This window comes from Methanocella arvoryzae MRE50 (genome assembly GCF_000063445.1).
In the GTDB taxonomy this organism is placed as follows: Archaea; Halobacteriota; Methanocellia; order Methanocellales; family Methanocellaceae; genus Methanocella_A; species Methanocella_A arvoryzae.
Genome location: NC_009464.1, coordinates 3,055,994 through 3,077,690, shown reverse-complemented (window position 1 = coordinate 3,077,690; position 21,697 = coordinate 3,055,994). Strand labels below are relative to the sequence as shown.

Below are 21,697 nucleotides of genomic sequence, written 5' to 3'. Positions count from 1 at the left end.
TCCGTGAAATCTGTGAGGTTTTGCACAGCGCAGCGTTCGTTTTGCTTTCTCGAGGAGCCTGTACTATCAAGTGAGGCACAGCACAGCGTTTGACAACGTTCATACGAGGATATGCTATAGTATACGCACGACGACTTGATCGGACAACAGTTGAAAAACCGAGTAAAGATATAATAGTTATCTTCTGCGGAATCCACCGCGGTTGATAACCATTCCTGCCGCCGCCAGGCCTCCTGCCATAGCGAAGGGAATGAAGGGCAGGCACCCGTCGAAGCCCCGGTTGCCTGCATCAGTCGTGGGAGTGCCTGCAGCAGTGGGCGTTATCTGTAAGGAGGGTGTCGGAGTTGCCGTAACCCTGGGAATCTGGTAAACAGTCTCGTAGAAGCCCTGACGGATGATGAACTGGGTGATCTCGGCATTCTTAGGCACCGGCACTTCGATAAACATGGGGTCTGTGATAGTATGAGGCAGGACAGATTCACCAGTGTACTCATCATTATCGTTCTGGTACTGATTGCCATTGCTATCCACAAAGATGACCTTGATGAAGGCCTTGACCTGCGAATCACCGGTATTCTCATAGCTGTAGAACAGGCGTACCCACTTGAGGTTCTGGGAATTCTCCGGCGGGAAGACGTTGCTGAGTGGCTTGTCAGTCGTGTTGATCACGAGCAGGTGGATGATAACCGGCCGTTGCTTGTCCTTGTATAAAAATTCCTCTGTCTGTGGCAAAGGTATGTTTTGATCTGCAGTGGCAGCCGGAGCTGTCAGAGCCAGGAAGACGAACACCGCGATGAGAATCGAGGTAGTACGGCCGAGCATAGATTAAACATCCTGATATAAGGATTTATACTTTTTGAAATAGTCCTGTAAGCACCACCCTATTTTGCGAAAAGCAGGACTAAAGTAAGTGAGTATGCGAAGAGCAGCGCTCCAAGAAAAATAAGCAGCCACCCCGGGTTGTGTAACTCAACGTTATGGGCATCAGCCTTACTCTCGCCGGCTCTTATGGGAAAGAGGACCTTAGTAGACACAACCACCCGATCGTCCCGGCCTGCGAGATGGAAGAACTCTATTGAGGCGCCGATCAGGAGTATGATGCCGCTCTCGATGAATAACAGGTTCGAAAGGGCTACGATTAGGTTTCCTCCCCCGGTCAGGATGATGTAGAGGCCTGCCAGCAGGAGGCTGGCGACGACGATGATGAGGGAGTAGATGAACATCGAGATAAAGGGCATTAGCCGCTGTAGCGTCATCGGTAGGAATGTGTCAGTCCGGACACAAAAGCATTCCGCCCGTGTGTTCCGGTTACTATAAATACTCCTGGACGGATAACTACACTATCATTTTCATAGCAGGGATAAGGGTGAAGTTCGAAAACACGCTAAAGGGAATCTTCGGAAAAGAGCCTGACGACGCAGTACAGGAACTGCTCAAGAACATCGAGGACGACTATGGTGAAGTCCCGTTCATCCTCAAGGCGATGAGCGACAGGCCGAACGTGCTGCTCCCCAAGATCATCTACGACGATGCAGTGCTCCGCAATCCAGAGCACCTCGACGAGACGACGGTAGAGCTTATAACTATTGGTGTTGCAACCGCCCTGAAGTGCGACCACTGCCTGAAGATGCACCTGAGAGTCGCCAGGCGAAAAGGCATCCCTGAAGAGAAAGTGTTCGAAACCATCCTTCTGGCCAGCGCGCTGTCAAATACCGCAGCCCTCGCCCAGGCGATGAGGGTGTTCGAGGCGGACAAGGAAGAGCACCGGGATACCGAGGCGTTCAAGGACGAATGCCCGGGCTGCATCGTCTACGAGAACAACCACAAAAATCTGAACGGGAACGATAAGACGGACTGATCATAGATTCTCCAGGAACCAGTTACGGATCAGATCATACATTTCTTTTCTATTCTGGCTGATCCCGTGATCGGCATTCTCGAACAGCACCAGCTTTTTCGGCTCGCCAGCCCTCCGGGCAATATCGACCGAGCACCGGTAGGTCAAAGTCTTATCGCCGGTGCCGTGAATGAGCAGGACAGGCCTTGGGGCAATGTCTGCCACGCCGTCAGTCCCATATGACTGGCTGGCTACGGTCACCACAGTTCTAACCCGCTGATCTAATGCTGCGGCAGAGATGACCACCGCACCCCCGAAAGACCATCCGATAAGCCCGATCTTGTCGATGTGCAGTTCCTGGTCCATGTACTCGATACAGGCCAGGAGGTCAGAGATGCACTCATCCAGCGCAGAATCATACCGGCAGTTTATCAACAACGAAGAGATGCCCGATTTTTGAAGGTCCTCAGCCAGCGGGTGATAGATGTCAGACGGGCCATGAGTGCCGCCGCCCACCCCATGCATGTAGATGACGCCTTTGTCCGAACCGCCCTCGTAGAACTCACATCGAACGTAACCGTCCCGGTTCTTAACCTCGAACTGGAGGGGAGAGATCTGCATCGATCATGGTTCGGATGAGGGATAATATATGGTATACTGATGTTTATGGTGAAAAGAAAATTCGCAATCTGTTGTTTCTGTGTCGGTGAACGTACAAGAACGCTATGATGCGCCGGACGTAATTGCACAGGCTCCACGAGACAGCAAATCGAACGCTGCGCTGTGCTAATCCTCACAGATGCCACAGATTACGTTTGATTCCACAGATTCCTCTGCTGAATCCACAGATTACCACTCGATATCACAGAAGGAATACGCTAATATTAGTCGATCAACGATAGCAATCATAAGATAATCGACAGAATAATTTTTGGTTACCTGTGAAATCCGTCGCCATCCGTGGTATCCAATAGGAATCTGTGGAATCTGTTTCAATCTGTGAAATCAGTGAGGTTTGGCACAGCGCAGCGTTCGTCTTGCTATCTCACCACACATGAGTCATCAGGAAGTTCGCATAATATTCTTAGCTTTTAACCTGCTTTCGCCGCTGGACAGGTTTTGGCTTAGCGACTTTTTTCACCGGCTCCAGCCCGTAGACGTTGATCATCTGGATCAGCTCGGTGAACGCCTCGATTTCGATCTCCAGAACCTCTTTCCTCGACATGCCAATAGTCATCTCTCCGTCAGCAGTCAGCCGGTCCGGGCCTCTGCGGACGAAGCGCTCGACGCCATCGGCGGAAAGTACTTCCTCGGCTTCCTTATCCCAGACGAAAGAGCGGCCTGGCAGGATCACGGTATCTTTGACCTTCCTCAGATCGACGCCCTTGAGGTCATCTATAGTGAGAAGGCAGGCGATATCTTTCTTCGCTGCCACTACGTTGACGGTGCCTCCCAGCTGTGCAAAGATACTGGCGAGCATAGGGGCGGCTACTGTGCCGGTGATGAGCGTCGCCTCCTTTGTGACCGGGGGGAGTTTCTTCAACAGCTTAGGATAGTGCGCGATGGCGAAGGGGGAGCCGATCAGGGGATCGCCGAGCGGCGTGCCGGTCACTCTGAATTTGTACCTTGAGGCGATGTCGTGGACGAGATCTTCGAACTCCTCGATGGTGTGGGGCTTCACGCCTTTGATCAGGGGGCCGTTCTTCAGGATCAGGCCCTGTTCCTCGGAGTTGGCGAAACGCATCAGGATGACACCCCTGACGCCCCACTTTTGCAGCAGATCACAGGTCTTGATCAAGTCCTCGCCGTCGTTCACCCCGGGAATAAGAACGGAGGCGGCATAGACGTCGCACGCTTTACAGAACCGGCGCAGCGCCTCGAGCGACTCTTTCGGCTGCTTATCGTTCATGTACTCCCTGCGCTTTTTCGGGTCGGCCGAGAAGACGGTGAACGTGACCTCTGTCACCCCGTTCTCTATGAAGAAGTCCGCATCGTCGGCTCCCTCGAAACCTTTGCCGCTGGTGTAGCCCAGGTGGATGGGAATCCCGAACTGCCCTAAGTACTTGACAAGTTCTTTCAGCTCCGGATAGCAACTCACGTCGCCGCCGCCGCTGATCGTGATCTTATCCACACATCCCCGGTTGAACATGAGCGCCTGCTGGACCTCCGCGACCACCATCATCAAAGGCTTGAATCCCGGGTACTGCTCTTTCACGCCCCGGGTACAGTAGTCGCAGCCCTTCTGGAAAGGCATACAATACTTACACCCAAAGGCAGGCACGTCCTTCACGAGCTTGAAATAGCAGTACTTACAGAAGCCCCGGCAATCCTTCCCCGGGCTCCCGCCCACGTCCGCGAGAACCTCAACCATGATGAGGAGAAATATAGTGGGGGAGGGTATTAACAGTTTTCGTTATACGGAAAGAGCGGGAGCGATTATAGTCCTGTGAAAAATTAGTAGTTGGCCCTGTATAGGTCGAAAATACCGCCAGGCACTTGCCTCATGAAAAATGGAATATTCAGGTAGAGGCTATGAAAAATTAATAGTTGGCTCCGTATAGGTCGAAAACACCGCCAAGCCCGCCAAGGAGCCAAGCCCGCCAAGAGCTAATTTTTCATGGAACGCCAAGGACATTTTCGATCGGAAATTGTAAGTTGGCACTGTATAGGTCGAAAATGCCGCCAAGCCCGCCAAGGAGCCAGGCACGCCAAGAGCTAATTTTGATGGGACCCCATTGAACTAGACACGCCAATGGCTTTTTCGATCGGAACCACGTCGATCACTAAAAATATAGCTTGGCGAGCTTGGCCTCTTGGCGAGCCTGGCGGCTTTACAAGCGGAGAAACTGAGAACTGCCAGGGTTTCATCACTTATGCCTGATCAAAGCTCCGATCATCACCTGACTCTTAGCTAATAAAAAAACGAGGCCTCCTGGTGCCGAGTTATTTCCATTATTCTTATCTTCTACTTGAAAACACAACTTTTCGCGAGTTATTCTTAACTTTTAGGACGGTCAGCTACAATTACACGAAGTACGTAAAGTAAGAAAAGTACGCAAAATATTCAAATTAATACTATATTAAGATCTCTTTCCAGCATGCCGTTTTTGCTGTACTTTGAGAACTTCGCGTACTTCGTGTAAATGGTACGGGCACTCATACAAAACGTATCAATAAGGACAATAAACGCACAAACTGTTTGTTTGTAGTACAACAGTAGAGCCGCCGCTGATCGTGCAAGGAGAATGGCCAGTCCCCCCTAAATTTATTCGATGATTGCAGCTTGCCCTCCAGTTCAACCCGTGTTTTCTTGTACTCCCGTATTAAAATTCGCCAATCATAGATGGTATCATGGAGGACGTAAAAACAGACCATATGCTGCACGCGAGCCTCTCGGGCTTTTACCAGTACCTGAAGGTCATGTACAGGTTCCCGGAAGAGCAGGTGAGAGGTATCATAGCGTGCAACGGCATGATCCTGCGGCGGATCAACAACCTGACCATGAGCTTATCAGACATCGACAGAATCCGGGTCTACATGAGAGGCTTAGGGCTTACAGGGGATACTATCAACCTGTACGTCAGATCCTTTGTCTTCTACGTCACGTATTTAGAGCAGGCGAACCGGGTGAAGGCGGAGGAGAAATCTCCGCTGACATAGTTATGGGTCAATAATTACAGGGTATGAAAAGGGTAATTATTAGATAATGGAGTTAAAAATTTTTCTGATCTCTGCTTCGCTTGAACCCTCATTAATCAGAGAGTTGTGACAGCCCCATAACTAATGGCACATCTTTTTTTCACTATTGTGGAAATGTATATAGGCTATGATAGCAATCGACTATCGACTAATAAAATGCCACTTCAGATCGTACTCTCTGCTGATGCTGAGAAAGAACTATACAAGATGGATGGGTCAATAAGGAAGATATTCATCCATCGTATTGCTCAGATAGCAGAGAAGCAGCCACCACCTACTAAGTTCTTGCACTTAAATGATCGGATATGGTGCGTTGATGAGATCGGCAGTGAGAAACGCTTACCATACTATATTGAAAATGGTAAGCTATACATACCGCATTGTTTCGACAATCATAAAGACTATGATAAATGGTGGAAGGAAAAGATGAATTAAGAAAACTTTTCTTCAAACTCAGATAATGAATAGGTATTAGTTTCAATTTTGCCACTTTTCATATCTTCTACGTCTTTATTGATAGCATTAATCACGCCAGCACGTTCATCTTCACTTTCAGGTGTGCGCTCAACCCATGCCTGATTAGCATCTTTAGGTTTAGTTACAATTGATGTAAAGGAAGAGATATAATGCCCTATTGCAGCCCATGACATCATACAGCGCACACTCTATTGTAATTTTATGTAAGATTCTGTACGTAAATAGTTTCTGCAATAAAATATCTTGTCAAGTACCATTTATGGAACAGCCCCCACCCAAACTGGGTAATCAGTGTTTGCAGTATAGAACACTATAACGATCACTTCAACCCCGGAGTCGACCTGGAATTACTGGATCGTGCGGGGCTGGTGGCCGGAATATGAGATTGGCGAAACACCGGCCAAATATGTAACAGTACAAGCCTGGACCTCGCTCACGAAGATGGTGATGCATCCGTGCCAAGCGCGCCCTGCCGAAGCGTTTCTGAGTTCATGCTGCTGCCCATGTTTTCGAGGAAGATAAAACCCGTGCCCGTGCCGGTGCCGGCAGCGATGTGATCGACGGTCATGCAAAATAATTGCCAGAATGCACCGACGCCCTGCAGGCAGGAGAGGATAGATATGGCCGATAAATGGCTGTGCGTTAAAATTATGATTTAGAGTTATGTAAACTGACGTGTCTGACGCACAGGTTGATAGATTGGAGGGCTTGCAGGGCTTGACTGAATATTTGGTCAGTGCTGTTGACAATTAATATAATAAATATTATAGTATATAAAGGTTGCTTATTAGTCGGTTGCTAAAATATTAAGTGAGTAGTTGGACGGGGTAGAAGGGTTCTAAAGTATAGTAGTTAGAATGAGATGAATAAAGCAGGTGCCTTAAGCCGACATCGACCCATGACCGGCTTAAGGCAACTACATTTGTTGTTTTCTTACCACTTCTCAGGATTGCTACTGCAAGTCCTGTTTTTAGAGTATGTGGTTGGGGGTAATGAAGGTTCTGTATTGTTGTTGTAATTGCAGAAATGAAAAGGGAGTTCGAAAGAGAATCTGGAAAATGAGGAATAGAGGATCTATAGAAAAAGATAAAAAAGTTAGAGAAGCGGGCTTATACGTCCGCTTCGCCGATTACCTGGGTCTTGCCGTCAGCAAAGGTAGCCGTGACGATAACGTGCGTTGGGGTCGGTGCGCTTGTACCATCAATTGTGTACGATCCACCAACATCCTTTAACTCAGTGGTAGCATCAGTCGGGCCGACCACAGTAGAACCGGAAGGCTGGTAGCTGACAGTAACCGACTGCATCTGACCTACATCCGGTCCACCGACGTTAGTAATCAGTACGTCACCAGAAGTAGTCTTCTTGATGGTGATGCCTACAGTGTAGGGCTTGCTGACACCGTTCGACATGCTGAACACGAAGGCAGCAATAACTGCTGCGAGGATGACCGTAATGGCGACCATCAGGATAACGCCGATAACGGCCGATACGCCTTCATCATTCTTTGCGAATTTCTTAACCATATATATCTCCACCATTGGTCTCCGGCCTGATAGCCAGAGTGACCATTTCTTATGCGAAATCGCATTTTGCGCCGGTTACAGGTTTCGTCAATACTTTGCCCGTTTTTCAACAGGCATTTACTCACCCTTTGTTTGACGATCCTGCACAAGCGCATATTGCCCATATTAATGGGTATAAATTGGATTGGTTCCAACTTATTCCATGCGACTTTGCCTACTTGCTTATTTAGCTTCTGTCTATAAATAACTTTCCTATACGGCCTCTGTTTGGAAAATAGATTTTAAATTCACAAGTTTTACAAAATTTAAGCTTGAAATAAACACAATTTTCTTATTGAATAAAATCTTTTTGAGTATTTACTGACAGGTCGAAAAATTATTCCAGATAGACCTGGTGAGTAAAATATAGAAGTTTAATTACAAAAGTAGAAGTTAAACTTGGTTTCGATAGATATTGTGAGATGATGGCTAATAACTTAAACAAGAGTTAATTAAAAAAATAGAAAAAAGTAATCAGACGGATTATACGTCTGCTTCGCCTATTACCTGCTGTTTACCGTCCTTGAAGTAGCCGGTTACAATAACGTGAGTCGGAGTTGTCGGCGGCACCTTATTAGGTGAACCTACGCCTTCAGCAGGAATAGTAAAGGATCCACCAACAGTCTTTAGTGCATCAAATTTTTCGATGTAATCAAATAAAGTGTCTGTATCAGGACCATCAGCTGGTACTTCACCATTATAAGCATTGATTGCTGCACCATTTACAGGCTGATAAGTAACATACACATGTTCAAGCTGTCCAACATCCGGGCCTCCCGAGTTGACAATCGATACAGCACCGCTTGTAGTCTTCTTGATGGTGATACCAACCGTGTAGGGCTTGCTGACACCGTTCGACATGCTGAACACGAAGGCAGCAATAACTGCTGCAAGGATGACCGTAATGGCAACCATTAAGATGACGCCAATAACGGCCGATACACCTTCATCATTCTTTGAGTATTTCCTAACCATATATATCTCCACCTGATCTCCGGCCGGATGGTCGGAGTCATATGTAATGTAACATCCTTAGAAGTGTGTACAAATTGTTGATTAGGAAAAGCAGTTTCTGCATCCCATTACCTGACTGGTAACAGTTTGCACTATTGCGATCCCCCCACTTCAACGCAATATTCCACACTTAAGGCCCGGAAATATAATTAATTACATTCCCGAGTATTACAGTAAAATGTACTATAAGAGTTTGGATATATAAAGCTTTCTTAATAAGGGTCTGTTTTAAAAATCATTGTACATTTAGGCCTATTTCATTACGAGAATGCCAAATTTTGATTTCGTTTACCATTACTGGAATAATGTTCCATTTGAAAAGCCTGAAGTGCGAAATTTTGTTCAACTTAATATAGTCAGGAAGTCGTATCATTTAGTGAAGCCTAAAAGTGTAATAGCAGTCAGCATTGAATCGTAAACTGATTTACCCTCAATCGCTTATACTATCCATAATTTGCCGTTTTACGAATGAAAAACTGATTCCATATAGATCCCACCGCGCTTATTCTCCGAAAACTCTAAGCCTAATGATAATATTATATGATATGTTTACGCGTCTGGAAAAAGATGCGCAAAACGGATAGCCGGTTACCTCGGCAGCTCCTTAATTATTTTTGGGAGAATCTTGCCGTTTCGACAAACGTCGATAACTAACTATAAATGTAATTAACGACAAATAATTGCCACTTAAATGCAGGTTGACTGACCCATGAGAATGAAGATTACGACGCCTTCACGTCTGCATTTCGGTCTGATCGATTTTAACGGCGCTCTTGGCCGTATCGATGGCGGTGCTGGTGTTGCCATTAGCAGTCCTCGGAACGTGTTAGAGGTTCGGGACTCGGACGCTTTTAAGGTTAACTCTTCTGAACCTGAACTGATCGAGGGCATTGCCAGGAAAATTTGTGATAACCTGGGGAAGCCCCTGCCGAATTTTGAAGTCACCGTTGAAGAAGAGATCCACAAGCATGCTGGCTTCGGTTCGAAAACGCAGATCAGCCTGGCGCTGGCGTATGCGATCTGCCAGGAGTATGGCATCACCTATGCCAGCATCGAAGAGCTTGCAAGGTTAGTCAACAGAGGCGGCACCTCGGGCATAGGCGTCAGGGCTTTCGATCGTGGAGGTTTCATTCTCGACTGCGGCCACAGCTATGGCCCGGGCAAGGAGAAGACATCCTGTTTACCTTCGTCTGCATCGAATGCTAAGCTCGCACCCCTCGTAATGAGGTGCGACGTGCCGGATCACTGGCGGTTCGTGCTGGTGACGCCGCTGTACGATGAGGGATCTCATGGCAAGTCAGAAGTTGACATATTCAAATCATCGTTCCCCATTAAGGCTGCTCAGGTAGACCGTATCTGCAGGATTGTTTTAATGCAGATGGTGCCCGGCATCCTCGAGAAGGACATCGAAACTTTTGGAAAGGCGATTAACGGCATCCAGTCGATCGGCTTCAAGAATATAGAGGTCAAGATCAAGTCGCCGCTGGTGCCGAATATGCTGACCATTATGGACAGCGCCGGCTCATATGGCAGCGGCATGAGCTCTTTTGGGCCGACAGTGTTCGGCCTCACGGACAACGACAGGAAAGCAGAAGAGATCCAGAAGACAGTCTGCGACTACTTAAGCGACCTGGATATCGAGTGCCAGAGCTGGATTAGTGAGCCTAATAATAATGGCGTTTTGATCAGCGGTCATGGACATAACCGCGCAGTATTGAAGAACACTGCTATGATTCAATAAATTAACTTGTGCCACCTGTTAGATTAGCAGTATTGCTTGAGACAGAATGATCATTGGTCACATCGGTCATATTCATTTCATTAGACACAGTAGTTACAGTGCTATTATTAAGCAACGACTGCTCGATACTATCTTTGAGCGGTTTCTGTGAATATTTTAGATTGTTCATATGAGGTATTACTGATACCAGGATAGAAACTATTATCAATAGCACCATCAGCAGGGTAATGAACTTTTTATTTGTCAAAGCTAAATAGAACATCCCGAAGGACATAATGGACAATAGTCCAAGAGAATATGGCAGTAAACCTATTGCTTTCAGGTTATAGTAAAAGCCGGAAGATGGGTTATTTATTATCTGATCATACGAAAACATGTTATTTGGCGTACTATTCGTAATCAGGAAAAATAGAGTGACTATTGCCGAAAACGCTACATAGACTCCCAGATATTTCTTGAAATCGCTTACTTTAACATTGCAAATGTAGATCAAGCCCAGTAAGATGACTGGGGGTACTACTGGTTCGAGGTATCGTCCGATTGTCGTGAAGTAAGCGGAGCCAGATGACCGCAGGCTGATAGCAATTATTGTGACACCTATGATGGAGAACAGGATCATCTGGAAGATGAAGATTTCACTGACTTTGAAGCCTTCACCGAGACGGAGCTTTGTATTAAGCTCTGTGAAAAAGAAGAATATCAATATTGCGAACAGCATGAACGAAGCGAGCAGGAGGTAGTCGATATGATTGAGGAATGTCTGCACTAAGCGAAGATACTCTTCTAAATTGCTCACAGCATATACAGCCCGGTTAGTAATTCCCACAGTATTATATGTAGAGCCAATACCCGGTTTCACGCTCTGGCCAGTTAATATTGCATTTATTTTGCCTGCATTAGACAGGAAGAAATGCCATGCAGCATAAGATATGATGAAACTTGCGATCAATGCCGCTTTACTTTTTAGTACATTGATAATGCCCTTTTTCCAATTAATCAGGAGATAAAGTACAATCGTCCCGATAAAAGCCATCTCGGCCATTTGCGCGATCGATTTGGTCATTTCAAGAATAACGATTGAAGCGCCTGCCGCGATTTGCCATTTCAGAAGGTTAGTTTCAAATGCTTCGATGATAGCCAGGATGGAAAAGAGAACTAAAGGCAGATACAGATTCTCCTGCATCAGCGTAAAGGAAAAATAGTTCAGAGCGAGGCAGGTGGATATAGCTACAGCCCCAAGAATTGAGTATAAAGGCTCAACATATTTCTTTAGTATTAGATAAGCTGGAAAAATGATCGTCGAAGAAAAAATGCACCCAATAATCAACATTATGTCGTAGGCTACTAAAGGATTATCAGATAGTATATACCCTATCGATTGAAATGCGATGTAAAGAGGGGGCTGCTGGCCGATACCAGGATATAATTTCCCGCTCGCCAGGATTTTTGCTTCTTTATCATATACATGTTCATCAGAGATGAAAGGCGCGTAAAAATCTAGCGAGATGAAAGATTTAACAACCACGAGAATTATGAAAATACCAATGATGATTAGCAATCCATTTTTTTGCAGATCAATACCATAAAAGGCATTATTACTTATCTTTTCAGGTACGTTTCCCATGGCTGGTCGTAGATGTTACGTAAGCTTAAGATTTATAATTAATTGTTAGCGGAGAGTAATAGAATAATGAGATAGTATATACGAGTAGTTATTCGAGTAGTTAAGAAGTAGAAAATCTGATCCATATCCTAAATATTGGACAGGATCAACTGTTTATAAGCATCAGCGATTTTATACGCCGCCTTCTCCCCCTTGGCGCTCGTCTTAACCACGATCCCTCGCACGGCCAGCATGCGCATACACCGGCTTACTACGCCCTCCTGCACCCCAAGCGAGGCAGCTATTTCGACACTCTGGATCCCGGGCTGTGCCATAACCATATTAAGTATTTCTTTTACGTGAGACCGTCGCAGCATAGAGATGATCATCATTTCCGCATAGGAATAGGTGTCTGAGTTCTTGAAGTACCGGACGTACTTGGTGCCGTCGTTAAAGGAGGATATGCAGTGGTGCAGGGAAAGGATGAACAGGTGATATCTGACGGTGCCTATGTTCATATTGAGGCTTCGCTTGATGTCGGACAGCGTCAGGCCGGGCTGGTCTTCGATCAGCTTCATGATCCTGTTCCTGTTTCCACCCCGGTCCAGGATCGTCAGAGTCCCTACCCCCAGAAGAGACAGACCCCTTCGTAACACGATTGCTCACCAATCGTAAAACATGCGACGGTTAATATATAGTTTCTGTCATAATCTGTTAATTATAGACCTATTTTAGAGTTATTCCTGAAAATTTTAGGTCGATCCGGCACCGTTTACACGGAGTATAGTCTTACGAAAAATGGGGTATATCGGACATGGTTATAGGGCCGCCAGGCACGCCAAGGACTTTTTGATCAGGATCACTACAAATAGCTAAATATGGCCTGTCGAGCCTGGCACCCTGGCGTTCCATGAAAGATAGCTCTTGGCGAGCCTGGCACCTTGGCGTGCCTGGCGGTATTTTCAACATATACAGGACCAACTTTCTTTTTTAATACCCCTACTTGAAAATACCCTTTTCATTCACGCATCGTTCTTAAAACTATTTTGACAGTTTCTGTGTATGGGAGTTCGCCTTTTGAACGCCTGCGAATGCAGGCGTTCTGTAAGGCGATCTGCAAACGAACGCTGCACTCTGTCGGAGATACAGATTGCCAGATATGGAGGCACAGGAATAGCGAGAATGATACATAAAAATTAAATAGTTATTAAGTATTAATTATGTATGGCGAAAATATGGCCCTGACAGTAAATCTAGGCACTCCCTATGAGGCTATCATAGAAAACCTCATAAGAAAGGGTTATGCAGGAACCCAGGCGGAAGCGATTAGACATGCCCTCGCGTTCTACGAGCGATACATTGAGGAAGAGGAAGTCAGGCTAGTGAATAAGGGTATCGAGGACGCTATGGCAAGGATAGAGAGCGGCCAGGCGAAAACGTCTTCCCTGGAAGAGGTAAGGAAGAGACAGGCCAGGAAACGCTGCCCGTGATACCGTGGAAATCAGGCTATTTGAAGAGGCGGAAGAAGACCTGGATCGGATGGATAATGCCATCTATGACCTGTTTAACAAGCACATCGATAAGATAGCGCAGATGCCGCCTCGCAGGCACCTTAAGTTCGGACTGCCCTTCAACGTAGAGGAAGTGGGGCAGGGCAGAATTATATTTCAATATAACAGTGATACACTATACATTATAAGGTGTTTTACGTCTCACAAAGAGTATGAGAAATGGTATAAGTCGTTTAAATGATATCAACGCTATTGCTTTAAGCCATCTCCCTATAAGCCATGTGATCCGGGGCATACTCCGCCGCTCTGAGGTATGAATTGAGCGTCGGACGGTATCGTTCGTTAATCGTATATATTGGCCTCCCATCCTTCAGGGGATTTTTCATAATCACTCCGCCGTCCTGAAGCTCTCGAAGATACTTGCTTACTGCACTCTGCGGCATGTCCAGCTCTTGCGCGATCTCGATGTTGCTGGAGCATCGCCCTTCGGCGATCAATGCCAGCAGCCTCCTCATCGGCTCCCTCCGGACCAAGGCGATAGCCCGTTTTTCATCTTCCGAATAACTGTGGGAATTTTTAAAGTAGCGGACGAACTTGGTGGCGTCGGTATGCTCCGATATCTTGTGGTTTAGCTTGAGGACCAGCAGGTGGTAGCGTACGGTTCCGAGATTCATGCCCAGTTTCCTTGCCAGGTCGTGCTGGGTCAGGCCGGGCGTTTCATAAATAAGCTTAAGCAGGGCGTTCCTGTTGCTATTACTGTCGAGCTTCGTCCGGGCCCGGGTGACTGTGCCGGCCGCTAAAAAGCGCAATATTAGATACACGGTTGCTGCGATCAAGCCTGCCGACACGTTGACTGTAGCCGCAGAGAATCCTCCGTCGCGGGTTTCATAGTAAACGGTACCGTTTTGCTCGGTCATTTTAATGACGTAGGAATCGGTCTGTTTTTTCCACAGCAGGTTACCTTCCCGGTCGTAAGCGTATAAGCCTCCTGCGTACGTACATTTCGATTCGCCATAGACCACGGGAGTCTCGTAGTTGAAAGCCCAGAAGTTCACGTAGACGATTTGATCTCCTGCCAGTATTTGCTGGTACGTCAGGTTTTTAACTCCGGGATAGTCTGGCGCCGGAGAATATGTCTCAATTTCGTCGACCGACAGGTTTGCGGTAAAATCGGGTTCGAACTGGTACCAGGGGAAGATCATACTGGCCGATTTACCGTCGAGAGTCACAGTTCTCCCGTGCCCGGGCGAGATTTCCTGGTCCCATAAGCGCCCTCCTTCGATGACATCATAGGCACTGAGTGTCAGAGTACTAAGATCGTCGAGGCCGGCATCCGGAGTGCGCCCGGGAGTCATCTCGTAGAGTGTCCCATTCGAGAGCAGGCTGTTGAAATAGTAGCTGGATGAGAGGTCTCTGACAGCCAATTCGTTACCATTGGGGGTGAGGGCTCTGATCTTGTAATAGTAATCACGATCGGATGGGTAAGCTTGTCCGAGGTAGATGCGATCGGCAGAGTCGAAACCCATCAGGAACGTGGAGACCCCGTAAGATTTTGTCCACGCCAGGTTGCCAGCGCTATCCAGGGCTGCGACGCCGTTGTTCAGGAATACGTAAACCATGCTATTACGACTGTTGATCGAGTAGATTGAAGTACTATACACAGTGCCCATGCCAAGCTCTGAAAGATTCCTGTTCCAGGCAATCCTGCCATCGGAAGTATATGCTTGAAGAATCCAGCCCCCGTCCGGATACTGATACTGGATAGCGTAAATATCGCCCGATTCTGCAACGGCCTGGGGATAAAAGATACTGCCGACTTTCCAGAGAGTGGTGCCGTCCTGGTCAATGGCAGTTATGTCGTGAGTATTATAGAGATAGATGGTATGATTTGCCGCGTATAGCTGGGCGTTGTATAGAGTATAGCAAGGCTTGCTCCAGAGCAGTTGACCTTCACTGGAGATTGCGACGATTTCACCTTCACCCTGCCAGAGCACGAGATCTTTGGGCCTTATTAAAAAGTAGGTGCAGTCGCCGATTGTTGCTGCCTGGTAGATGCTGACGTCGGAAAAGTCAGCCAGGCCACCTTCGGGCTCGGGGAGCCGGAGATTCCATTTTAACTCCCCATTCGCCCCTATGGCGTACATCAGGTTGCCGTCGATGGTGATGAACGTGTCATTGTTCCCGACGTACATGGTATCGGTTCTCTGTAAGGAGGTGTTAAGTGACCATTCGCTGGCTTTAATCTCGTTTTCCGAGAGCACCGTCATGCCCAGGGTTACGGAGAGAAAGAGCAGGAGTGCAATGATTATTACGCTGAAGACTTTGTCTCGCTTCATTTCATCGCCAGACGATTAATCTGCGGAAGCTTAGATATAGATTCTCTCAGAATCGTATAATTTTAGTGCCGATTTTACAAACTGGTGTGAGCCATGGGCTCATGCATAAAAAGCCTTTTTTGCTTAAAAAAGGAGAAGTATGCCCGTTCCGGGCACACCAGGTCGCCCTCAGAGCTTCTTAAAGCCAAAGGATTCCATGCAGACGTCGGCGTTGATCTTGCCGGCGATGTAGGTCTCGCCAGTGGAGATGTCGTTGACGACGACTTCGGCCGGGGCGAAGATGCCGGGGTCGAGCTTGTAGAAGTCGAACTTGGCTTCCTTGAACACGGTGTAGAACGGCTTGCCGTAGTCCTTCGAGGTGGAGGACGGAATCTTGGGGACGAAGTCCTTGATGTTGCCGCCGTCTACGGTCAGAGTGACGCTGCCGTGGTAGATCGAGGCATCGTTGGTGGTGCCCATGGCGACTGCCGCGTCCTTCTTGACGGGCGGAATGGGTGCGCTGCCGAAGGCGCTGACGATGTGCCTGGTGTCGAAGCCGAGCTCTGCGAGCTTGTAGATGGCCATCTCGACGACCCTGCCGGCGATCTGGACGGAGCCTACGGGGCTGTTGGTCGGTGCGACGAGCGCGACGACGTCAGAGGAGTCTACGCCGCATTCGCTGGCAATGTAGTCCATGACTTTCTCGTTGGGCAGCTTGTCAGCTTCGAGGGCGATGACTGCGAAGTCGTAGTCGTCCTCGTACTCGATGACTTCATAGGTGTGCTTGGGCTTGAGCGCAAGTGCCCTTGCGGGACCGGAGCCCATGGCGAAGTAGCCGTCCTGGGAGATCCTCCAGCCGGCCTTCTGGGCTGCCAGACAGGCGATGGCCGGGAAGTCCGTGGACACCTCGATGAACGGGTAGAAGACTTCGTGCTTGAGCTTCTTGTGAGTCAGGCTGGTCTGGGCCAGGCCTCCCATGCATACCTGGGTAAACAGCAGTCCTGCTTCATAACCAGCTTTCGCCTTCACGCCGCAGTCGATGACGACGGAATCGTTAGCGAGGGTGTGAGGCTCGATCCTGTAATCCTCCGCAAAGTCGAGCATCTCCTCTACGATAGAGTAAGAAATCTCGTTGATGCTAATCAAGAAATATCACCTAAAGGTTTATGGCTGGCCTATGATTTTAATGTTTTCCCTTAGGGGTTAAACGCTTGCTGCCAGGGTATGTCCGGCTTATATAAAAGTCAGGCAGGGATGACCGTCTGGCCTGGCTGCCCTGCCCGTGATTCTGGTTCAGTGCCTGTTCAGCCCCAGCTTGTCAGCACTTTTGTGAAAGTGCTTTCCTTATCGGCTATGACTCTTTTCAGCACTATACCATTGCTGGCCACATAAGCGGTGTTGGTGGAATCCCCCAGATCCCATGTAAACATCTTGCATCCGACGGACTGGTTGTTCGTATAGACTGCGCTGGATGAGACGTCCGCCCCGGGGAACGGGCCGGAGTCCGGGTCCGTCACTTCGATTTCGCCGAACGCTTCTGCTATGTCGAGGGTCTCGTCAAGCGGCAGCGACGCTGATCCGGTGCGGTCGCTTGCGGTACCGCTGATCATATAACCATCCTCACCAAAGTGGTAAGTAAAAATAGTGGGGTCATTCTCTCCCCCGGTAAAAGTCTGCGTGATTATCGTTTTTCCCCTGCCGTCCCCGGACTTTTCGATCCTGAGCCCGCTTGTTTTAGTGCCTTTTGAGTCCTCCACCGTCGTCACGTACTCGTAGAAGTGAAGGGTTGACTGGTCAAACAGTGGTTTAGGAGTTACCGTGACGCCCGGTTTATCAACAGGATCTTTATAGCCGGACCCCTGCGGTACCTGCGGCTGGCGGTTGCCGGTCAAACTCTGGATCAGGCCGCTGACAAAGTCCATCAGGCCCTGAAAGAAACCGGATATTGATGCCGAACGGTAATTGCTGCCGTCCACAGATTGGAGCATAGCGCCGGAGCTGTCCTGCGGTCCTATGGGGATTGCTTCAGCAGATGCGTGGCCGGACAATAGTGCGATCGCCAGTATAGTCAGTATTAGTATTACAAGTCCATGTTTCATCATAACCCCTCCACCCTTGCCCCACACCTGAAGATCATGCCCTGCAGGGTTGATGGTATAATACTTAATCGTTATTGGTGCCGGATATAAAAATCTGGCGGGCAGGGGCTGGCTCTTAGATTTTTCCGCAGAGCAGGCAACACAGTCCGATCGGTGCACAGTCGCATTTGCATGTCAGGCGGAAACTTATTAATGAGATAAAAGGATATGTTTACAGCTTCATGCAGAGATGATCATCATGATTTTACCGGATGTACAGGCCACCAAGTCTGAGGTGGCGATCAACCTGTCCCGCGTGGGCGTCACGAACGTGAAAAAGCTCGTGAAGGTAGCCCGGCCAGACAAGAGGCCCATTATTCTCATCTCCACTTTTAATATGTACGTGGATCTCCCGTCCGAGAGGCGGGGCGCGAACCTTTCCAGGAACTTCGAGGTCATCGACGAAGTGCTGGAAGACATGGTGAAGTCCCCGGTGTACGAGATCGAGGACCTGTGCGGCGAAGTGGCCAGGCGGCTGCTGAACCGCCACGAGTATGCGACTCGCTCCGAAGTCCACATGGACAGCGAGCTTATTGTCAAGCGGAAGACTCCTCAGACCGAAATGCAGTCGCAGAAGGTGGTCAAGGTCTTCGCAAAGGCGATCGCAGAGAGGGGGGAGGCCATCAAGGTTCGCAGAGTCATCGGATCAGAAGTGATCGGCATCACCGCGTGTCCATGCGCCCAGGAGATCATGAGAGTCTCGGCGGAAAACGAGCTGCAGAACCTCGGCGTCCCGCAGGAGAAGATCGACGCGTTCCTGAATAAGATACCCATGGCCACGCACAACCAGCGGGGCAGAGGGATTGTCTCGATCGAGACTGCCGGTGAGTATGAAGTGCCTCTGAACACCCTGATTAACATCATCGAACAGTCCATGAGCACTATGAGCTTCGAGTTGCTCAAGAGAGGGGATGAGTATGAGGTCGTCCGCAACGCCCACGCGAACCCTAAGTTCGTCGAGGACTGCGTGAGGGACATGGCCCGGCGGGTGGTCACCGAGTTCAAGGACCTGCCCGACGATGCGGTGGTCAAGATCAAGCAGATCAACGAGGAAAGTATCCACCAGCACAACGCGTTCGCAGAGCTCTCTACCACAATGGGCAAGCTCCGCACCGAGATCGGGCAATAAGTGCGAAGGCTGGCGCCTCATAATATGTAACTGGGAGCAACATGCTCCCGCATCTTATTTTTATGAATTCACAGAACCCGGCTCTCTTTTACATATTTTACTTTACTGATGATTAGATAAAGCTAAAATATCTGCAGTATCAAGTATCGACCATGCGAACTCTGACTGTGGCTCTAAGTAGAGCGCTGGTAGTGGCAGTGCTCCTGATTATCGTTTCGGCTCCGCTGGCAGCGGCAGATGAGGCGGTCATACCGATCAACAAGGATCAGCGTATTTCGGATAACATTAAAGCTCATCTTGTTCAGGTAGTAGTGAAAGGCGCTCCGATCAGTAATGAATACTGGGTAGAGGGCGACCCGGGAGACTATCTCTGGCCAACACTGTATTACTACTATGAAAATACTGGTACGGAAGCGGAAACCGGCCGCATAACTATCAGGTTTACTGATGACAGGGGAGATGAATACAAGGTCTCTGATGCCGGCACTTTCGATAAGATCAGCCCGGGCGGTAAAAGCGGCGAACGGACCCTGAACGTCGGCATTCCCAAAGACAGGAAAGTCGTGCGTATGACGGTGATCAAGGGCTTTGACGAGTACCCGTACGATCTGACTTATGCGACGGCCACCAGCGCACCTACTGCCGCTCCGACTGGTACTACCACCCCCACTCAGCCTGCAGGCACCAGTACACCGACCCAGTTCTGCATGGGCTCGTGGGCTCTGCCACTCCTCATCGGCGGCGTGGTAATTCTGGGAACCGGCCTGCGCTTTAACCGGCATAACCGAAAGTGATAGTTATATCACTTTCCCTTTTTGAGGCAGCGATGGCGTCCGATCCAGTATACGTGCTGCTACTGGCAGTGGTACTTTTTATCGTATTTATGACAATCGCCGTCATCCTGACTTACTTTGCCCTGAAGTTTCTGGCGGACTATAACGCGACGTTGAAAAAATTGCAGCGACGCTGAGCTTATCAGGCAGCCAGATCGGCCCCCGGCCCGATATACTTAAATACCCGCATGGCTAATTCGGTATCCTGTCACCGGTGGGACTATGAACTATTTCGTCACGCTGACCACGGGCTGCGATCTCGAATGCAGGTACTGCTACGGGGAGTGCTGCGACGATTTCGACGACTACGACGACGGGCTCGACTACGACTATTTCCTGCCCCGGACGATCTCGTACCCCACCGAGGTTCTGAAGCAGTTTATTGCGCAGGACCCGGACAGAACGGTCATCTTCTACGGCGGCGAGCCGTTGCTGGAATTGCCGAAGATGCTGGAGCTCATGGATGAGCTGCCGGCACGGCGCTTTTTGCTCCACACTAACGGCACCATGCTGGATAAGGTGCCTGCAGAGTACCTGAAGCGGCTGCATACGATCTCGATCTCTATCGACGGGGACCGGGAGACGACCGACTACTATCGAGGCAGCGGCGTCTACGATAAAATCACCGCCAACGCAAAAATTGCCCGGGATAAGGGCTTTACTGGCGAGATCATCGCACGGATGACGGTCATGGAGGACACGGACATTTACAGGCAGGTGATGCACCTGCTGAAAAACCCGGAATTTTCCTTCCCGAGCGTCCACTGGCAGCTCAATGCGCTGTTCTGGAGAAACGACCTGAAGAAGAGACACTTCGCGCAGTGGGCCAGAGACAGCTATAATCCCGGCATTACACGTTTAGTCCGGGAATGGCTCCGGGTCATGAGAGATGAAGGCCGGGTGCTGAAGATGTACCCCTTTGTGGGAATCATGGAATCTCTGCTCCTGGGCGAGCACACGCACCTCCGGTGCGGGGCTGGCTGGGCAGAGTATAACGTGCAGACTGACGGCCATCTGTCCCCGTGCCCGGTGATGTCCGGGATGAAGGATTTCTACGCCGGCCACATAGCCGAAGGCCACGACAGCATCAGGGAGATACAGATCGGCGGCAGGTGCGCCAAATGCGACATCAGAGGCATTTGCGGCGGCAGGTGCCTGTATGCTAACGTCACTATGAAGTGGGGCGACGACGGCTTCGACGAGGTCTGCGGCACGATCAGGCACCTGATCGGCGAGATGCAGCAAGCGTTGCCTGAAGTGAGGCGGCTCATCGCAGAAGGACGCGTCCAGATGAGCGACTTTGAGCACATGCGCTACAATAGCTGCGAGATCATACCTTAGCACAGGTAGCCAGTACGTTTTGTTTACGGTGCGTATCAACACAGGGATGGATCGCCCATGAAGGCGAACGGGCTGTTGAGGCACCCGTACAATGGCCCGGTCACTACCAGATTAGTCGGACCGTGGAACGGGAAGGAGTAGCCGTAGTTCAGGAACATGGCGTACTCAGGGTCTCCGTAGATGACGGCTGGTTCAGGTATGCCGTAGGGATAGTTTGCAGGATTTTCATAGATAGCCCCCGAAGGCAGGCCGTAGTTGTGTCCTACGTAGTATGGCGTTCCGGTGCCGTAGGCCATTGTATATGGGTATTCATAGCCCCAGGTCGTCGAAGCCGGGCACTCTCTGAGCTGAGCAATCTTCACTGCTTCCGGGCCTCGCTGAGCGGGGTCGCAGGGGTCGTATTCGGCTGCTACCGGGCAGATTGATATAAGCATGGCTAACACTAACAGTAAGGGTATCAGGATCCACCTCATCTTACCTCTCCCAGTTCAAGTCTG

Annotated in this window: 23 protein-coding genes; 9 read left to right on the top strand and 14 right to left on the bottom strand. The window is 49.1% G+C overall.

Features of this window, described 5'->3' with window-relative positions; translation table 11 throughout:
- Window positions 1–177: 177 nt before the first annotated feature.
- Both RCI_RS15090 and RCI_RS15085 read right to left on the bottom strand, forming a co-directional pair.
- Window positions 178–822, bottom strand: coding sequence for a hypothetical protein (locus tag RCI_RS15090; RefSeq protein ID WP_012037308.1), 645 nt, complete (start codon window positions 820–822; stop codon window positions 178–180).
- A gap of 59 nt (window positions 823–881) precedes the next feature.
- Window positions 882–1,256: a hypothetical protein gene (locus RCI_RS15085; protein WP_012037307.1), complete on the bottom strand. Its 375-nt coding sequence runs from the start codon at window positions 1,254–1,256 to the stop codon at window positions 882–884.
- A 110-nt stretch (window positions 1,257–1,366) separates the two neighbouring features.
- Between RCI_RS15085 and RCI_RS15080 the strand changes: the two genes are divergently transcribed.
- Window positions 1,367–1,858, top strand: coding sequence for a carboxymuconolactone decarboxylase family protein (locus RCI_RS15080; protein ID WP_012037306.1), 492 nt, complete (start codon window positions 1,367–1,369; stop codon window positions 1,856–1,858).
- Here the strand turns inward: RCI_RS15080 and RCI_RS15075 are convergent, their stop codons facing one another.
- Window positions 1,859–2,458, bottom strand: coding sequence for an alpha/beta hydrolase (locus RCI_RS15075; protein WP_012037305.1), 600 nt, complete (start codon window positions 2,456–2,458; stop codon window positions 1,859–1,861).
- 463 nt (window positions 2,459–2,921) lie between these two features.
- The gene (mmp10, locus tag RCI_RS15070) at window positions 2,922–4,208 is read right to left on the bottom strand and encodes a methyl coenzyme M reductase-arginine methyltransferase Mmp10 (protein ID WP_012037304.1); all 1,287 of its coding nucleotides are present in this window, start codon (window positions 4,206–4,208) and stop codon (window positions 2,922–2,924) included.
- A gap of 980 nt (window positions 4,209–5,188) precedes the next feature.
- Between mmp10 and RCI_RS15065 the strand changes: the two genes are divergently transcribed.
- Window positions 5,189–5,497 (top strand): hypothetical protein, encoded by a 309-nt coding sequence (locus RCI_RS15065; protein ID WP_012037303.1) that lies wholly within the window; start codon window positions 5,189–5,191, stop codon window positions 5,495–5,497.
- Window positions 5,498–5,967: 470 nt separating this feature from the next.
- Here RCI_RS15065 and RCI_RS16810 read toward each other — a convergent pair whose 3' ends face one another.
- The 4 genes from RCI_RS16810 to RCI_RS15050 all read right to left on the bottom strand — a co-directional run bounded on the left by RCI_RS16810 (window position 5,968) and on the right by RCI_RS15050 (window position 8,550).
- Entirely contained in the window at window positions 5,968–6,189 is a 222-nt protein-coding gene (locus RCI_RS16810) for a hypothetical protein (RefSeq protein WP_148266661.1), read from the bottom strand.
- Window positions 6,190–6,446: 257 nt separating this feature from the next.
- On the bottom strand, window positions 6,447–6,581 hold the full coding sequence (locus tag RCI_RS17565; protein ID WP_269446483.1) for a hypothetical protein: 135 nt from the start codon (window positions 6,579–6,581) through the stop codon (window positions 6,447–6,449).
- A gap of 541 nt (window positions 6,582–7,122) precedes the next feature.
- Window positions 7,123–7,536 carry a type IV pilin gene (locus tag RCI_RS15055; RefSeq protein WP_148266660.1) on the bottom strand — a complete coding sequence of 138 codons (414 nt, stop codon included), beginning with the start codon at window positions 7,534–7,536 and terminating at the stop codon, window positions 7,123–7,125.
- 522 nt (window positions 7,537–8,058) lie between these two features.
- Window positions 8,059–8,550 carry a type IV pilin gene (locus RCI_RS15050; protein ID WP_012037301.1) on the bottom strand — a complete coding sequence of 164 codons (492 nt, stop codon included), beginning with the start codon at window positions 8,548–8,550 and terminating at the stop codon, window positions 8,059–8,061.
- A 748-nt stretch (window positions 8,551–9,298) separates the two neighbouring features.
- On the opposite strand from RCI_RS15050, the gene RCI_RS15045 reads away from it, so the two are divergent.
- Complete coding sequence (locus RCI_RS15045) at window positions 9,299–10,330, top strand: beta-ribofuranosylaminobenzene 5'-phosphate synthase (RefSeq protein WP_012037300.1); 1,032 nt, start codon at window positions 9,299–9,301, stop codon at window positions 10,328–10,330.
- 1 nt (window position 10,331) lies between these two features.
- On the opposite strand, the gene RCI_RS15040 is transcribed toward RCI_RS15045, so the two are convergent.
- Both RCI_RS15040 and RCI_RS15035 read right to left on the bottom strand, forming a co-directional pair.
- Complete coding sequence (locus tag RCI_RS15040) at window positions 10,332–11,954, bottom strand: glycosyltransferase family 39 protein (protein ID WP_012037299.1); 1,623 nt, start codon at window positions 11,952–11,954, stop codon at window positions 10,332–10,334.
- A 128-nt stretch (window positions 11,955–12,082) separates the two neighbouring features.
- Entirely contained in the window at window positions 12,083–12,589 is a 507-nt protein-coding gene (locus RCI_RS15035; RefSeq protein WP_012037298.1) for a winged helix-turn-helix transcriptional regulator, read from the bottom strand.
- A gap of 579 nt (window positions 12,590–13,168) precedes the next feature.
- Here RCI_RS15035 and RCI_RS15030 point away from each other — a divergent pair.
- Window positions 13,169–13,423, top strand: a complete 255-nt coding sequence (locus RCI_RS15030; RefSeq protein ID WP_148266659.1) for a hypothetical protein — start codon at window positions 13,169–13,171, stop codon at window positions 13,421–13,423.
- Between the two features lie 4 nt (window positions 13,424–13,427).
- Window positions 13,428–13,685, top strand: coding sequence for a hypothetical protein (locus tag RCI_RS15025; RefSeq protein WP_012037296.1), 258 nt, complete (start codon window positions 13,428–13,430; stop codon window positions 13,683–13,685).
- Window positions 13,686–13,701: 16 nt separating this feature from the next.
- On the opposite strand, the gene RCI_RS15020 is transcribed toward RCI_RS15025, so the two are convergent.
- The 3 genes from RCI_RS15020 to RCI_RS15010 all read right to left on the bottom strand — a co-directional run bounded on the left by RCI_RS15020 (window position 13,702) and on the right by RCI_RS15010 (window position 17,861).
- Complete coding sequence (locus tag RCI_RS15020) at window positions 13,702–15,780, bottom strand: winged helix-turn-helix transcriptional regulator (protein WP_012037295.1); 2,079 nt, start codon at window positions 15,778–15,780, stop codon at window positions 13,702–13,704.
- A gap of 168 nt (window positions 15,781–15,948) precedes the next feature.
- Window positions 15,949–16,905, bottom strand: a complete 957-nt coding sequence (gene mch / locus RCI_RS15015) for a methenyltetrahydromethanopterin cyclohydrolase (RefSeq protein WP_012037294.1) — start codon at window positions 16,903–16,905, stop codon at window positions 15,949–15,951.
- Window positions 16,906–17,063: 158 nt separating this feature from the next.
- Window positions 17,064–17,861: a hypothetical protein gene (locus RCI_RS15010; protein ID WP_148266658.1), complete on the bottom strand. Its 798-nt coding sequence runs from the start codon at window positions 17,859–17,861 to the stop codon at window positions 17,064–17,066.
- Between the two features lie 226 nt (window positions 17,862–18,087).
- Between RCI_RS15010 and mptA the strand changes: the two genes are divergently transcribed.
- From mptA to RCI_RS14990, 4 genes are all read left to right on the top strand, one after another.
- On the top strand, window positions 18,088–19,026 hold the full coding sequence (mptA, locus tag RCI_RS15005; RefSeq protein WP_012037292.1) for a GTP cyclohydrolase MptA: 939 nt from the start codon (window positions 18,088–18,090) through the stop codon (window positions 19,024–19,026).
- 152 nt (window positions 19,027–19,178) lie between these two features.
- Window positions 19,179–19,820, top strand: a complete 642-nt coding sequence (locus RCI_RS15000; RefSeq protein ID WP_012037291.1) for a hypothetical protein — start codon at window positions 19,179–19,181, stop codon at window positions 19,818–19,820.
- Between the two features lie 32 nt (window positions 19,821–19,852).
- Window positions 19,853–19,996 (top strand): hypothetical protein, encoded by a 144-nt coding sequence (locus RCI_RS17120; protein ID WP_158308936.1) that lies wholly within the window; start codon window positions 19,853–19,855, stop codon window positions 19,994–19,996.
- Window positions 19,997–20,081: 85 nt separating this feature from the next.
- Window positions 20,082–21,200, top strand: coding sequence for a TIGR04084 family radical SAM/SPASM domain-containing protein (locus RCI_RS14990; protein ID WP_012037290.1), 1,119 nt, complete (start codon window positions 20,082–20,084; stop codon window positions 21,198–21,200).
- 35 nt (window positions 21,201–21,235) lie between these two features.
- Here RCI_RS14990 and RCI_RS14985 read toward each other — a convergent pair whose 3' ends face one another.
- A complete protein-coding gene (locus RCI_RS14985; protein WP_158308935.1) occupies window positions 21,236–21,634 on the bottom strand; it encodes a hypothetical protein in 399 nt (132 codons plus the stop codon).
- Window positions 21,635–21,697: the final 63 nt, after the last annotated feature.

Excerpts from the sequence above, each read along its gene's own strand:
- RCI_RS15090 (WP_012037308.1), bottom strand. The coding sequence starts at position 822 with ATGCTCGGCCGTACTACCTCGATTCTCATCGCGGTGTTCGTCTTCCTG.
- RCI_RS15085 (WP_012037307.1), bottom strand. The coding sequence starts at position 1,256 with ATGACGCTACAGCGGCTAATGCCCTTTATCTCGATGTTCATCTACTCC.
- RCI_RS15075 (WP_012037305.1), bottom strand. The coding sequence starts at position 2,458 with ATGCAGATCTCTCCCCTCCAGTTCGAGGTTAAGAACCGGGACGGTTAC.
- mmp10 (WP_012037304.1), bottom strand. The coding sequence starts at position 4,208 with ATGGTTGAGGTTCTCGCGGACGTGGGCGGGAGCCCGGGGAAGGATTGC.
- RCI_RS15065 (WP_012037303.1), top strand. The coding sequence starts at position 5,189 with ATGGAGGACGTAAAAACAGACCATATGCTGCACGCGAGCCTCTCGGGC.
- RCI_RS16810 (WP_148266661.1), bottom strand. The coding sequence starts at position 6,189 with ATGATGTCATGGGCTGCAATAGGGCATTATATCTCTTCCTTTACATCA.
- RCI_RS17565 (WP_269446483.1), bottom strand. The coding sequence starts at position 6,581 with ATGACCGTCGATCACATCGCTGCCGGCACCGGCACGGGCACGGGTTTT.
- RCI_RS15055 (WP_148266660.1), bottom strand. The coding sequence starts at position 7,536 with ATGGTTAAGAAATTCGCAAAGAATGATGAAGGCGTATCGGCCGTTATC.
- RCI_RS15050 (WP_012037301.1), bottom strand. The coding sequence starts at position 8,550 with ATGGTTAGGAAATACTCAAAGAATGATGAAGGTGTATCGGCCGTTATT.
- RCI_RS15045 (WP_012037300.1), top strand. The coding sequence starts at position 9,299 with ATGAGAATGAAGATTACGACGCCTTCACGTCTGCATTTCGGTCTGATC.
- RCI_RS15040 (WP_012037299.1), bottom strand. The coding sequence starts at position 11,954 with ATGGGAAACGTACCTGAAAAGATAAGTAATAATGCCTTTTATGGTATT.
- RCI_RS15030 (WP_148266659.1), top strand. The coding sequence starts at position 13,169 with ATGGCCCTGACAGTAAATCTAGGCACTCCCTATGAGGCTATCATAGAA.
- RCI_RS15020 (WP_012037295.1), bottom strand. The coding sequence starts at position 15,780 with ATGAAGCGAGACAAAGTCTTCAGCGTAATAATCATTGCACTCCTGCTC.
- RCI_RS15010 (WP_148266658.1), bottom strand. The coding sequence starts at position 17,861 with ATGATGAAACATGGACTTGTAATACTAATACTGACTATACTGGCGATC.
- mptA (WP_012037292.1), top strand. The coding sequence starts at position 18,088 with ATGATCATCATGATTTTACCGGATGTACAGGCCACCAAGTCTGAGGTG.
- RCI_RS15000 (WP_012037291.1), top strand. The coding sequence starts at position 19,179 with ATGCGAACTCTGACTGTGGCTCTAAGTAGAGCGCTGGTAGTGGCAGTG.
- RCI_RS17120 (WP_158308936.1), top strand. The coding sequence starts at position 19,853 with ATGGCGTCCGATCCAGTATACGTGCTGCTACTGGCAGTGGTACTTTTT.
- RCI_RS14990 (WP_012037290.1), top strand. The coding sequence starts at position 20,082 with ATGAACTATTTCGTCACGCTGACCACGGGCTGCGATCTCGAATGCAGG.
- RCI_RS14985 (WP_158308935.1), bottom strand. The coding sequence starts at position 21,634 with ATGCTTATATCAATCTGCCCGGTAGCAGCCGAATACGACCCCTGCGAC.